The sequence below is a fragment of the Cupriavidus sp. genome, assembly GCF_057315035.1.
In genome coordinates this window covers 40,419-52,822 of the sequence record NZ_DBHKYV010000051.1, presented here as the reverse complement: position 1 = coordinate 52,822, position 12,404 = coordinate 40,419, and the positions used below count along the sequence as shown (strand labels likewise).

Sequence of the window (12,404 nt, the reverse complement as noted above, 5' to 3'; positions counted from 1 at the left end):
GCCCTCTCCCCCGCCCCTCTCCCGCGTGCGGGAGAGGGGAGAAAAACCTCAGCGGTAATGCTTCTCGCGGCGGATCAGGCCTACTGCCAGCGTGAACGTCAGGATGACCAGCCAGATCAGCGACCATGCCGGGATCGACAGGCCGAACAGCGGTGGCAGCGGCGCGGTGCACAGGCCGTCCGAATAGAACACTTGCGGCAGCAGCTTGGCCGTGGGCAGCGCGTTGACCCAGTTTTCCAGCGGGTCGATGCCGCATGAGGCCTTCGGGTTCAGCAGCAGCGACACGTGATAGCCCGCCACGGCAATCCCGGCCACACCGGACAGCATGCCCAGCCCCTGCCACAGCGTGCGCGTGTTCTGCGCGATGGCGGCCAGCAGAGAGAACACCCCAATGCCGACGAAGGCAAAGCGTTGCATGATGCAAAGCGGGCATGGCTGGTAGCCCTCCACATATTGCATGTAGAGCGCGGCGCCGAGCATCGCGAACGAGACGATGGCGATCAGCAGGAAATAGGCACGGGAATTGGCTTGCATAGGCGCGTCAAGGGGCAAGGATTGCTTCGACGCGAATTATTACCCATTTTTTGCCGGACCATCACGGTGCCTGAACAATCCGCCACAGTGTCCGCTGTGGCGGATTGACGCAGCCAGCTGTCTCCGGGGCGCTCAGGCCGTTGCCGGAGCTGCCAGATAGCGGCGGCGCCAGGGCTTCAGTATCGCAATGGCCAGTACCGCCGTGATGATGTCGAGCGTGATGGCCACGCCGAAGACCGGCATCCAGCTGCCCATGCGTTCATGCATCAGCGCGGCCAGCGGACCACCGAAGATCGAGCCGATGCCTTGCGAGATATAGAGCCAGCCGTAGTTGGTCGTGGCAAATTTCGTACCGAAGGTGTCGGTCAGCGTCGACGGGAACAACGAGAAGATCTCGCCCCAGCCCAGGAAGACCACGCCCGACAACAGTACGAACAGCACCGCATTCTCGCGCGTCAGCAACCACAGCGTCATGGCCACCGCTTCCAGTGCAAATGCGAAGCACATCGTGTTCTCGCGCCCCCAGCGGTCCGAGATCCAGCCGAACATCGGGCGGGTCAGGCCATTGGTCAGCCGATCGATGGTCAGCGCCAGCGGCAACGCGGCCATGCCGAACACCACGGCATTGGCCACGCCAAAGTCCTTGGCAAAGGCCGCCATCTGCGATGTCACCATCAGGCCCGAGGTCGACATCATCGTCATCATCACGAACAGCAGCCAGAACAGCGGCGTCTTGAGCATCTTGCGCGTCGGCACATCCGCCACGTTCGACGGCGTAAAGGTGGGACGCAACGGCAGTTGTTCGCCTGCGGCAGGAGACCGCAGCCCCTGCGACGCCACGAAGCCGATCGCTGCAAACACCAGGCCGAACTGCCACAGCGTGGTCTCGAGCCCCTTGCCGGCCAGTGCCGCGGCAATCGGGAACGTGGTCACGATGGCCCCCATGCCATAGCCGGCCGCCACCATGCCCACGGCAAAGCCGCGGCGATCGGGGAACCAGCGCACCATCTGGCCCACCACGCCAACATAGACAATGCCGGTACCCAGCCCACCGATCACGCCATAGGTCAGGTACAACATGCCCACGCTCTGCGCCGAGGCCGCCAGCACCCACGACAGGCCCGCCAGCACCGTGCCCAATGCGATCAGCCGGCGCGGACCGAAGCGTTCGATCATGGCACCCTGGAACGGCGAGAAGAACGTCTGCAACACGATCAGCAGCGAGAACGTGATCTGCAGTTCGGACAATGGCACGCCAAGCTTGGCCGAAAGCGGCTTGGTAAAGAGCGTCCACACATACTGCGGACTGGAAATCGCCATCATGCACACGAGCCCCAGCAATAGCTGCAGCCAGCGCGTGCGCGCCAATGGCATGGCTTGCGGCACACCTAGTGTCGCGTTATCGGCAACGGAACGCATCGAACCACTCCTTCAAGCGAACATCGAGAGAGACACGCGGCCGGGCTGCACCACGCATTGTTGGAATTCGTACGGCGCTCACCACGCGGCCACGGCGCCGTCGCTGCGCGGGTCGCTGCCGCCCTGGTAGAGCCGGTCGGGCTGCAATACGATGGCGCCGGCGTGGCCCATCGTTTCGTCATAGGGGCGCAGCGTCTCGACTTCATGCCCGAGCTCGCGCAACGCGTGCTGCGTGGCCACCGGGAAGCGCGCCTCGAGCTTCAGCGTGTCGCTGGTCTGGCCCCACGTGCGGCCCAGCAACCAGCGCGGCGCATCGATCGCTGCCTGCGGGTTCATGCCGAAATGGACGATGCGCGAGAACACCGCCGCCTGCGATTGCGGCTGGCCATCGCCGCCCATGTTTCCGTAGACCAGCGTGCGGCCATCGTGCAGACGCGCCATGGCGGGGTTCAGCGTATGGAATGGCTTGCGACCCGGCATCAATGGATTGCGCGCGGCCGGGTCCAGCGAAAAACTGCAACCGCGGTTCTGCCAGTTGATGCCCGATCCGGGCAGCACGATGCCGCTGCCGAACTCGTGGTAGATGCTCTGGATAAAACTGACGGCCACGCCGTTGCCATCGATCACGCCCATCCATACCGTGTCGGCGGGCCCCATGCCCTGCCCCCAAGGCAAGACGCGATCGGGACGAATGCGCGCGGCCGCCGCGTCGAGCCAGGGAGGCGCCAGCAGATCCTGCGGGTCGATCTCCATATAAGCCGGGTCGGTGATATGGCGATCGCGCACATGGAACGCCTGCTTGGTCGCTTCCACACACGCATGCACGAACGCGGGTCCGAACGGATCCATGTCACGCGTGAGAATGCGATCGAGCTGGCCCAGGATCAGCAGCGATACCAGCCCTTGCGTGGGTGGCGGCATGTTGTAGACCGTGCCGTGCGAATGCGGCAACGCCAGCGGTGCTTTCCAGGTAGCGCGATGCGCGTGGAGATCGGCCGCGGTCAGCGGACTGCCACTGAGTTCCAGTTCGCGAGCCAGCAGGCGCGCGAGATCGCCGTGGTAGAAATCCCCAAGCCCCGCGCGCACCAGTTGCTCCAGCGTGGCGGCCAGGCGCGGCTGGCGGAAGCGGCTGCCGGGCGCGGGGGCGACACCATCGACCAGGAAGGTGTCGGCAAACCCGGCCAGGTCGCGCAGTTCGTCAGCCTTGCCGGCCACGCACGCGGCCTGGCTGTCCGTGACCGGCACGCCAACGCGCGCATAGTCAATCGCATCGGCCAGCAGGCGCGACAACGGCAGGCGTCCGCCGAGCGTATCGCGCGACCAGTCGAGCGCGGCCTGCCAGCCCGAGACCGTACCCGCCACGGTATTGGCCGCCATGCCACCGCGCACCGGAATCGACGCGAAGCCTGCCTCGCGATATCGCGCAATCGTGGCCGCACCGGCGGCGGCACCACAGGCATCCAGCGCACGCGGTGCTTCGCCAGGACGCGCGATCAGCCAGAAACTGTCGCCACCCAGGCTGTTCATGTGTGGGTACACCACGGCAATCGTGGCTGCGGCAGCGACCATTGCCTCGACGGCATTGCCGCCCTCGCGCAAGACAGCCAGTGCGCTCTGCGATGCCAGCGCGTGCGGTGCCACGGCCATGCCCCGGCTGCCCCGGATCGGATTCAGGTGGATGCTCACCATGCTTATGCCAGTTCCGCGATTTATGTATACATAAAATTCCTGCGCAGAACGATTGCAATAGGCGTGCCATACCCTGCCCTGTCGGCAGGCACGATGAGGCTTGCGGCCCGCGAAGCCGCATGAAATCTGGAAATCGGAAAATTAAGCCGAGGCACGCCCAGCGTTGCCGGACGTTGTGCGGATGGGTGAAGCGCCAGTCAGCCGAAGCGCCTGCGCCGCCCGGGTGCAACCGCGTCGGCCGGCCGCACGAGGCTGGTGCGCGCCTGCTCCAGCCGCTCCATTGTCAGGCGGCTGACTTCGGCGCGGCCATCCTCGATATGCGCCGACAGCAAGGCCACGGCGCGCCCCCCATCGGCGGCATCCAGCGCGGCCAGGATGGCGCTGTGCTCGTCATAGGTCAGCGCCATGCGGTCGTCGTAGGCAAAATCGAGCCGACGGATGATGCGGATGCGATCGGTGACCTGCTGATGTACGGCGGCGGACTCGGGATTGCCAGCCGCATCGACGATCGACAGGTGAAACGCCTCGTCGAGTTGCGCCACGGTATTGCCGTCGGCAAGGCGTTCGCCGCGGGGCACACGCCAGATCGGGTCGAGGGTAGCCACCAGTGCCCTGCGCTGCGCGGCGTGGGAAGGTTGGCAGAGCCGCGTTACCGCATGGGTTTCCAGCAGCGTGCGCAATTCATAGAGCGCTTCGAAGCGGGCCAGGTCCAGCGGCACCACTTCCCAGCCATTGCGGTAGTAGCCGCGCACCAGGCCGTCGCCCTGCAGACGCTGCAGCGCCTCGCGCACCGGCGTGCGCGAGATGCCGAGCCGCTCGGCCACATCGTTTTCGGTAAAGCGGTCGCCGGGCAGCAACCGGAACGCGAAGATGTCGTCGCGCAGCGTCTGGTAGGCAGCCTGCGAACGCTTGGCGCGTGCAAAAGAACGTGCCGCCGCACTGTCCTCGGGTTCCACGGCGGCGTCGGTCATGGCGTGTCAGTCCAGGTTTCGTACGCGGTCGATGGCCTGTTCCAGCCGATCCACCGCAATGACTTCGAGTCCGTCGACCGGCTGCTTCGGGGCATTGGCCTTCGGTATCACCGCCATCGTGAAACCAAGCTTGGCGGCCTCCTTGAGGCGCTCCTGCCCGCGCGGGCTGGGACGGATCTCGCCGGCCAGGCCCACTTCGCCAAACACCACCAGGCCACGCGGCAACGGCTTGTTGCGCAACGACGAGTGGATCGACAGCAGTACGGCCAGGTCGGCCGCCGGCTCCGTGATCTTGACCCCGCCCACCGCGTTCAGGAACACATCCTGGTCGAAGCAGGCAATTCCCGCGTGCCGATGCAGCACGGCCAGCAACATCGCCAGCCGGTTCTGTTCCAGGCCCACCGCCAGCCGCCGCGGGTTGGGAACGTTGGCCGTATCGACCAGCGCCTGTACTTCCACCAGCAGCGGCCGCGTGCCCTCTTGCGTCACCAGCACGCACGATCCGGCCACCTGGTCTTCATGCTGCGACAGGAACAGTGCCGACGGATTGCTGATACCCCGCAACCCGCGCTCGGTCATCGCGAACACGCCCAGTTCATTGACCGCGCCAAAGCGGTTCTTGAAGGCACGGATCAGCCGGTGCGAGGAATGGGTGTCGCCCTCGAAGTACAGCACCGTATCGACGATGTGCTCCAGCACGCGTGGCCCGGCCAGGCTGCCTTCCTTGGTGACATGGCCGACCAGGATGATGGTGATGCCGCTGCTCTTGGCAATGCGCGTCAGTTGCGCCGCGCATTCGCGCACCTGGGCCACCGAGCCCGGCGCCGAGGTCAAGGCCTCCGAATACAGCGTCTGGATCGAGTCGATCACGGCCACTTCGGGCTTGTCGATTTCCAGTGCGGCCTGGATCTTCTCCAGCTGGATCTCGGGCAACAGACCCAGCGTGGCGGCTTCCACGCCAAGCCGTTGCGCACGCAGTGCAATCTGGGCGCCGGACTCCTCGCCGCTGACATACAGCACCCGCTTGCTGGCCGACAGATTGGCCAGCGCCTGCAACAGCAGCGTGGACTTGCCGATGCCGGGGTCGCCGCCAATCAGCACCACCCCGCCCGATACCAGGCCACCGCCCAGCACGCGGTCGAATTCGTCGATGCCCGACGAGAAGCGCGGCACGTCGGCCGCCTCGATATCGCTGAGCTTGCGAACCACGGCCGACGCGGCCAGCGGCTGGAAGCGCCGGGCCCCGGACGGACCCGAGTCCGCCACGGTTTCCACCAGCGTATTCCAGGCATTGCATTGCGGGCACTGGCCGGCCCAGCGCGGCGAGCTGCCGCCGCACTCGGTACAGGTATAGACAGTCTTGGTCTTCGCCATCGATCGGAATTATCAGGCAGGTCAGGCCGAGACCACGGGGTCCGCGGTGGTCAGCGTGGCAACCGTGGTCGGTACACGCGGAGCCAGTGCGCACATGAGTTCATAACCAACCGTACCGCTGGCCGCGGCCACGTCATCGATCGGCAAGCCGTGGCCCCAGAGCGTGACCGGCGAACCGACCCGGGCTTTCGGGCATGGCGTCAGGTCCACACAGATCATGTCCATCGACACGCGGCCCACCAGCTCGGTACGCACGCCATCGACCAGCACCGGCGCGCGCTTGTCGCCCCATCCGGCCGCGTGGCGCGGGTAGCCGTCGGCATAGCCGCAGGCCACCACACCGATACGCATCGGGCGGTCGGCCGTAAACATCGAACCGTAGCCAACCGTATCGCCAGGCTGCAGGTCCTGGACACCAATCAGTTCACTGTGCAGCGACATGGCCGGCTGCAACCCGGTAGTGGCGATATCGGCAGACAGCCCGGTTGGCGAGGCGCCGTACAGGATCACGCCGGGACGCACCCAGTTACGGTGCGCCGACGGATGCCAGAGCACCGCGGCCGAATTCGACAGCGTGGCCTCGCCTGGCAAGTTGGCTGTGGCGGCGTCGAACGCTTCGATCTGGTGCGCAATGCCGCGCGGGCTGTCGGCATCGGAAAAATGCGTCATGTGGACGATACTGCCCACGCACGGCATGGTCCGGGCCCGTTCCCAGGCCGTTCGGTACTGCTCGGGGCGGAAGCCCAACCGGTTCATGCCGGTGTTGAGCTTGAGCTGGATGGCCAGCGGCCCCTTGGGCCGGGCAATCTCCAGCATGCGCAACTGCTCTTCGCAATGGATGGCGGTGGTCAGGCGGTATTGCTCGAGCAGGGGAACGTCCTGCGGCTGGAAGAATCCCTCTAGAAGCAGGATCGGTCCCTGCCAGCCAAGTTCGCGCAGCAGCACGGCCTCGTTGAGGTCCAGAAGTCCGAACCCGTCGGCGGCCTTCAGGCCGGCAAAGGCGCGGCGGATGCCGTGGCCGTAGGCATTGGCCTTGACCACGGCCCAGACGCGGGCGTCCGGCGCATGGCGGCGCACCACGTCCAGGTTGTTGGCCAGCGCGGGCTGGTGGATGACGGCGTGAATGGGTCTAGGCATGGATATGACAACTGACGTGGGCTACCGAACGCGTCTTGCACCAGATGCGGGAAGACCCGGTCGGCAGCCCACTGGATTCGGGCGTTGAGATGGCACGTACTGTGCGGCGGCAGGCATTTCGGAAAATTGCCTGCGCAATCGGGCGATGCCATCCCGCGCAGACGATATTTGACCACATCCGCAAGAAGATTCCGGGAATCCATACGGGCATGTACTGTCCAATGCGCGTCCGCCAGTGTGCTGAAATGTCGTGGTTTCGTGATATAAAGCCGGACGCTACGGCCATGTTTTAAAAGAGAAGCAATATGTCAATGACGGTCAGGCAAGCCGCAAGGCGCGCTAAAGTTGCGCACCCGCCCCAGTTTGACAGAGCCGGCGCTACAGGTTCCGCGCAAGCCGCGACGCTACCCGCCGGCTCGCTCTTGCCCGTCCACACGGACATCCGCGATGGAGACAGAGTCCAAGGTATGAAGAAGGGTTTCTACACGATCATGGCCGCGCAGTTCTTTTCGTCGCTGGCCGACAATGCCCTGCTTATCGCGGCCATTGCCCTTCTCACCGAATTGCATTCCCCGCAGTGGATGACCCCACTGCTCAAGCTGTTCTTTGTCTTGTCGTATGTGGTGCTTGCCGCATTCGTGGGCGCATTCGCCGACTCCATGCCCAAGGGCAAGGTGATGCTGATCACCAATGCGATCAAGATCGCCGGCTGCGCCATCATGATGTTCGGGCTGCACCCGCTACTGGCCTATGGCATCGTCGGCTTTGGCGCCGCGGCCTACTCGCCGGCCAAGTACGGCATCCTGACCGAACTGCTCCCCCCGGAAAAACTGGTCATGGCCAATGGCTGGATCGAGGGCCTGACCGTTGGCTCGATCATCCTGGGCACGGTCGTGGGCGGCGCATTGATCTCGGTCCATCTGTCGACGATCCTGTTGCGCTTCGACCTGCCCTATGTCGATACCGGCATCAATACCCCCGCCGAAGCGGCGATGGTGGTGATCATGCTGTTCTATTTCATTGCGGCGCTGTTCAACGTGTTCATCCCTGAGACCGGCGCGCGCTATCCCCAGCAGGAAAAGAACCCGATCAAGCTGATTGCCGAATTCGGTGACTGCTTTATCGCGCTGTGGCGCGACAAGCTGGGCCAGATTTCCCTGGCCGTGACCACGCTGTTCTGGGGCGTGGGCGCCACGCTGCAGTTCATCGTGCTCAAGTGGGCGGAAAAGTCGCTCGGCCTGAACCTGTCCCAGGGTGCGCTGCTGCAGGCCGTAGTGGCCGTAGGCGTGGCCGTGGGCGCCATCGCGGCCGCCGCGCGCATTCCGCTGCGCAAGTCGCTGTCCGTGCTGCCGTTCGGCGTGGCCATGGGCGCGACCGTGATGCTGATGGCGTTCTACACCAAGGACACCATCCCCGCTGTCATGCTCGACGTAATGGGCATGCACATGCCGCTGTACATGGCCATTGCCTATGTGTTCCTGATGATCGTGGGGGCGATGTCCGGGTATTTCGTGGTACCGATGAACGCCCTGCTACAGCATCGCGGCCATGTGCTGTTGTCGGCCGGCCATTCGATCGCCGTGCAAAACTTCAACGAGAATGTTTCGGTGCTGCTGATGCTGTGCCTGTACGCACTGCTGATCAAGCTCAACATTCCGATCGGCTTTGTCATCGTCGCGCTAGGCCTGTTCATCGTGGCGACCATGCTGTTGGTCATGCGCTTGCACAAGCACAACGTAAAGCTCTACAACTCGCTGGCGATGATCGGCGAAGACAAGCACCACTGACCAGGGTCGCAATTGCGACTTACCGTAAAGAAAAGAAAAAGCCGCCTGATTACCGGGCGGCTTTTTCCTTTCCAGGGGGCTTCAGGTTCGGCTGACTAGGGTTCGGCCGCCCGGGCATGGGCCTTCGATTCCCATCCCGGTGGCACCACGAAGCCGCGTGAACGCTCGATCCAGATGCCGGGCTCGGCGGCACCCGCCGGTTCCAGTTCGCAGATCATGACCGGCGCCTCGCGCCGCCATGCCTGGTGCGGATCGGTAAAGCGCTGCCGCAGGGTTTCGCCCAGTGCGGCGGCGCACTCCGTATCCGCCTCATCAACGCGTGCCCCCGAAAGCCAGTCCACGCGCGGCAGCCGGCACCAGCGCACGCCTTGCTTTTCATGCTCGACGGCCCACGCCGACCACGCGTCGAGCGTCGACCACCAGCCATGCTGGTGGTCGGGCGCAATCCCGAGCGCGTCGAGTCCCGCCGGCACCACGCCGTCGCGATAGAACAGCCAGCCCAGCAGATAGACCTCGCTACGATGCACCGCCTGGCCAACGATGGCCTGTGCCTCGGCGGTACGGCCCAGCGGCAACTGCCGGCGCACGATGTGGTCGAGCTTGTCGCCCAGCCGGTCAACGAGGTTCGGACCGACAAACGCGCGGCGATCCACCGTGCCTTCGACCATCAGGTAGAACTTGGCCGCCATTTCCCAATGCACCGTTTCGGCCGTGGCAGGATCGCGCCAGACCACATCGAGTTCGCCGAGCGTCTGGATGCCATGGCCATTGGCGCGCCGGATCGGCACATTGGCAGCCAGCAGTTCGATGCCGGTGCCATGCTGCAAGGCAAAGTGGAGCAGTCGCTCGGCGTGCCGGCCGAGCCGCAGGCTGCGGCTACCGGTAGGATCGGGATGGCCGCTCAGTTCGGCGATGGTCTCGGGAAGCAGTGCCGGATCGGCCTGCGCCAGCCATGCCTGCCACGCGTTACGCGTCCCAGTGGGCCAGCGGGCCAGTCGCGCCGCGCCTGCCTGGTACTCGTCGGGCAACCGCGACAGCAACATCGGCGACAGTGAACACCAGGCCAGATCGCGCGTGCGCTGGGAGGCCGCGCCGCGCCACAGTGGCAAATGCGGCGGCGGCAGCGGCGGATGCGCGTCCGCACCGGTCAGCGCGGAGCCACCCGGTGCAATGGGTTGCGCGGGATCAGGCTTGAGCTCCCGCACGATCATGTACCTCACGGGCCAGGCACAGGTCTTCCCACGCACGCGCCTTGTCGGTCAGCGTGCGCAGCAGGTATGCCGGGTGATACGTCACTACGACAGGAATGCCTTCGTAGGTATGCACCGTGCCCCGCAGCTTGCCGATCGGGGTGGTCGAGCGCAGCAGTGACTGCGCCGCAAAGCGGCCCAGCACCACGATCACCTTCGGCTTGAGCAGCGCGATCTGGCGCTTCAGGTAGGGCTCGCACTGCGCCACCTCGTCGGGCTCGGGATTGCGGTTGCCCGGCGGACGGCACTTGAGCACGTTGGCGATATAGACATTGCGGCCGCGCGCCAGTCCGAGCGCGCCGAGCATGTTGTCGAGCAGCTTTCCTGCCTGGCCGACGAATGGCTCGCCCTGCAGGTCTTCATTCTCGCCTGGGGCTTCGCCAACCAGCATCCATTCGGCCTGCTGGTCACCCACGCCGAACACGGTATTGGTGCGCGTGTTGCACAGGCCACAGGCCGTGCAGGCGGCCACGCTGTCGGCAAGCACCGGCCACGCCATCTCCGCGATCGCGGCCTCGCGACCGGCCTGCTCCACTGGCCGCACCGGCACCGGCGCTGCCGGACGCCCCGGATCGGGCGCATCGAACGCCTCGACGGTTTCCGCCAGATCGGTCAGATCCGCAAGATCCGCTTGTGCAACGGCTTGCGCATCGGGCTCGGCGATGACCTCGACCGGTTGGTCGGCCCGGGCCGCCGGCGCATCGATGATCCTCGGCGCTTCAACGGCAACCTCGGCAATCTCGGCGACTTCAGCGACTTCAGCGACTTCAGCCACGTCCTGGACCAGGGCGACCGGCTGGTCGACCACGGCGACCGCATCGGCCTGCGCGGCAACCTCGACCGCCAGGGCATGGCGCGGCACCCACTCGGCCGGGATGCCCAGCACCTCGAGAAACATCGCGCGACGGCTCATTGCGGATCTCCGCCATCGGTTGCCGGCCAGACCCGGCGTAGCACCAGCGCGTCCTCGCGCCCCAGCGCCGTGGCCGGGTAGTACCCCTTGCGGCGGCCAATCTCGGCAAACCCGGCTTCGACGTACAACGCGAGCGCGCCCAGATTCGACGGCCGAACCTCGAGCAGCATCGTATGCAGGCGATGGGCATGCGAGGTGGCCAGCGCGATGGCCAGCATCAGCCGCCCATAGCCACGACGCTGCAGCAACGGCTCGACCGTGATATTGAGCAGATGCATCTCGTCGACCACGGGCATCAGCATCGCGTACCCGACCAGCGCGGCCGACGGATCGCGCAGCGTCAGGCCAAAATGTCCGGCCTTGAGTGAGTTCTCAAAATTGCCACGTGTCCACGGATGGCTATAGGCACGTTGCTCGATCTCGGCCACGGCCTGCAGGTCGAGTGCGCTCATATGGTCGAGCGCCCAGCCGCGCGGTAGCACCGGCATCACCGGTACCGCCGGCCACTCGGGGCGCTCGGACGATTCCGGCATCAACGCGGCGCTCATGCGGCATCTCCCTGTGCAGCCAGCGCTGCCGCCTTGGCGGCCGCCACTGCTTCACGCTCGACAATGGTCTGGGCGACCTTGTCGCGTACGTAGATCGGCATTGCATCGGCGGCATTGACAGTCTCGCCCCGCGCCAGCGCGCGCAGGCCGATCGTCACCATGGCGCGGGCATCGGGCATGGCTTCGGGTATTACGCGCGCGGCGCGTGCCGCGACGGCCAGGCGTTCCCCGAAAACCGTTGCGGCATTACCGGCCAGCCAGAAATCGCCCTCAGGCGCGGCAATGGCTTCGGGCGCATCAACGTGCATGGCAACGTCCATCAGCCATTCGCCCGCGGCAGCATCCCAGCGGAACGTGGCGGCATAGGCCTGATCCATGCGCGCATCGAGCGCGACCAGTACCGAGGTACCGGGCGGCAGCGCAGGCGTGCCGGCACGCGCACTTTCGGCGCATGCCATCAGCACGTTGACGGGAATGACAGGCAGTTCGGCGCCGAACGCGAGGCCCTGCGCCACGCCGCACGCGGTGCGCAGGCCGGTAAACGAACCAGGGCCAGCGCCAAACGCAACGGCGGCACAGTCCGACAGGCGAATACCGGCTTCGGCCAGTACTTCGCCGGCGGCGGGCAGCACACGCGACGACGAACGCGCGCCCGTGTGCTCATGGCGGGAGAAACACTCGATGGCGCCATCAGGGCCGGCGCGGCCGAGTGCGACGGAACACCACTCAGTGGAGGTCTCGACAGCAAGAATCCAGGACATGGCAGCGATTGTATCCGTTGC

At 65.5% G+C, this 12,404-nt stretch carries 11 protein-coding genes; 1 reads left to right on the top strand and 10 read right to left on the bottom strand.

The features are described from left to right. Positions 1–48: 48 nt before the first annotated feature. From ACO550_RS35400 to alr, 6 genes are all read right to left on the bottom strand, one after another. Positions 49–534: a disulfide bond formation protein B gene (locus ACO550_RS35400; protein WP_315597000.1), complete on the bottom strand. Its 486-nt coding sequence runs from the start codon at positions 532–534 to the stop codon at positions 49–51. Positions 535–666: 132 nt separating this feature from the next. Beyond that, a complete protein-coding gene (gene oxlT / locus ACO550_RS35395; protein WP_485995115.1) occupies positions 667–1,953 on the bottom strand; it encodes an oxalate/formate MFS antiporter in 1,287 nt (428 codons plus the stop codon). Positions 1,954–2,031: 78 nt separating this feature from the next. Beyond that, positions 2,032–3,642 carry a gamma-glutamyltransferase gene (locus ACO550_RS35390; protein WP_315597001.1) on the bottom strand — a complete coding sequence of 537 codons (1,611 nt, stop codon included), beginning with the start codon at positions 3,640–3,642 and terminating at the stop codon, positions 2,032–2,034. Between the two features lie 197 nt (positions 3,643–3,839). Further along, on the bottom strand, positions 3,840–4,613 hold the full coding sequence (locus tag ACO550_RS35385; protein ID WP_315597002.1) for an FCD domain-containing protein: 774 nt from the start codon (positions 4,611–4,613) through the stop codon (positions 3,840–3,842). Positions 4,614–4,619: 6 nt separating this feature from the next. Next, positions 4,620–5,987, bottom strand: coding sequence for a DNA repair protein RadA (gene radA, locus ACO550_RS35380; RefSeq protein ID WP_315597003.1), 1,368 nt, complete (start codon positions 5,985–5,987; stop codon positions 4,620–4,622). A 21-nt stretch (positions 5,988–6,008) separates the two neighbouring features. Then, positions 6,009–7,124, bottom strand: coding sequence for an alanine racemase (gene alr / locus ACO550_RS35375; RefSeq protein ID WP_315597004.1), 1,116 nt, complete (start codon positions 7,122–7,124; stop codon positions 6,009–6,011). Between the two features lie 467 nt (positions 7,125–7,591). Between alr and lplT the strand changes: the two genes are divergently transcribed. Further along, on the top strand, positions 7,592–8,911 hold the full coding sequence (gene lplT / locus ACO550_RS35370) for a lysophospholipid transporter LplT (protein ID WP_315597005.1): 1,320 nt from the start codon (positions 7,592–7,594) through the stop codon (positions 8,909–8,911). A 95-nt stretch (positions 8,912–9,006) separates the two neighbouring features. Here lplT and ACO550_RS35365 read toward each other — a convergent pair whose 3' ends face one another. From ACO550_RS35365 to tsaB, 4 genes are read right to left on the bottom strand one after another with little or no spacing between them, the layout of a single operon-like run. Beyond that, positions 9,007–10,122: a DUF1853 family protein gene (locus ACO550_RS35365; RefSeq protein WP_485995114.1), complete on the bottom strand. Its 1,116-nt coding sequence runs from the start codon at positions 10,120–10,122 to the stop codon at positions 9,007–9,009. Next, the gene (locus ACO550_RS35360) at positions 10,097–11,074 is read right to left on the bottom strand and encodes a uracil-DNA glycosylase (protein WP_315597006.1); all 978 of its coding nucleotides are present in this window, start codon (positions 11,072–11,074) and stop codon (positions 10,097–10,099) included. The genes ACO550_RS35365 and ACO550_RS35360 overlap by 26 nt, the downstream gene beginning before the upstream one ends. Continuing rightward, positions 11,071–11,622, bottom strand: a complete 552-nt coding sequence (gene rimI, locus ACO550_RS35355) for a ribosomal protein S18-alanine N-acetyltransferase (RefSeq protein ID WP_315597007.1) — start codon at positions 11,620–11,622, stop codon at positions 11,071–11,073. Before rimI ends, ACO550_RS35360 begins: the two co-directional genes overlap by 4 nt. Next, positions 11,619–12,383, bottom strand: coding sequence for a tRNA (adenosine(37)-N6)-threonylcarbamoyltransferase complex dimerization subunit type 1 TsaB (gene tsaB / locus ACO550_RS35350; protein ID WP_315597008.1), 765 nt, complete (start codon positions 12,381–12,383; stop codon positions 11,619–11,621). The genes rimI and tsaB overlap by 4 nt, the downstream gene beginning before the upstream one ends. Between the last annotated feature and the right edge of the window lie 21 nt (positions 12,384–12,404).

What these genes read in the sequence shown, in the direction of transcription:
- lplT (WP_315597005.1), top strand. Translation starts at nt 7,592, where the DNA reads ATGAAGAAGGGTTTCTACACGATCATGGCCGCGCAGTTCTTTTCGTCG.
- ACO550_RS35390 (WP_315597001.1), bottom strand. Translation starts at nt 3,642, where the DNA reads ATGGTGAGCATCCACCTGAATCCGATCCGGGGCAGCCGGGGCATGGCC.
- tsaB (WP_315597008.1), bottom strand. Translation starts at nt 12,383, where the DNA reads ATGTCCTGGATTCTTGCTGTCGAGACCTCCACTGAGTGGTGTTCCGTC.
- ACO550_RS35400 (WP_315597000.1), bottom strand. Translation starts at nt 534, where the DNA reads ATGCAAGCCAATTCCCGTGCCTATTTCCTGCTGATCGCCATCGTCTCG.
- ACO550_RS35385 (WP_315597002.1), bottom strand. Translation starts at nt 4,613, where the DNA reads ATGACCGACGCCGCCGTGGAACCCGAGGACAGTGCGGCGGCACGTTCT.
- alr (WP_315597004.1), bottom strand. Translation starts at nt 7,124, where the DNA reads ATGCCTAGACCCATTCACGCCGTCATCCACCAGCCCGCGCTGGCCAAC.
- ACO550_RS35365 (WP_485995114.1), bottom strand. Translation starts at nt 10,122, where the DNA reads ATGATCGTGCGGGAGCTCAAGCCTGATCCCGCGCAACCCATTGCACCG.
- ACO550_RS35360 (WP_315597006.1), bottom strand. Translation starts at nt 11,074, where the DNA reads ATGAGCCGTCGCGCGATGTTTCTCGAGGTGCTGGGCATCCCGGCCGAG.
- rimI (WP_315597007.1), bottom strand. Translation starts at nt 11,622, where the DNA reads ATGAGCGCCGCGTTGATGCCGGAATCGTCCGAGCGCCCCGAGTGGCCG.
- radA (WP_315597003.1), bottom strand. Translation starts at nt 5,987, where the DNA reads ATGGCGAAGACCAAGACTGTCTATACCTGTACCGAGTGCGGCGGCAGC.
- oxlT (WP_485995115.1), bottom strand. Translation starts at nt 1,953, where the DNA reads ATGCGTTCCGTTGCCGATAACGCGACACTAGGTGTGCCGCAAGCCATG.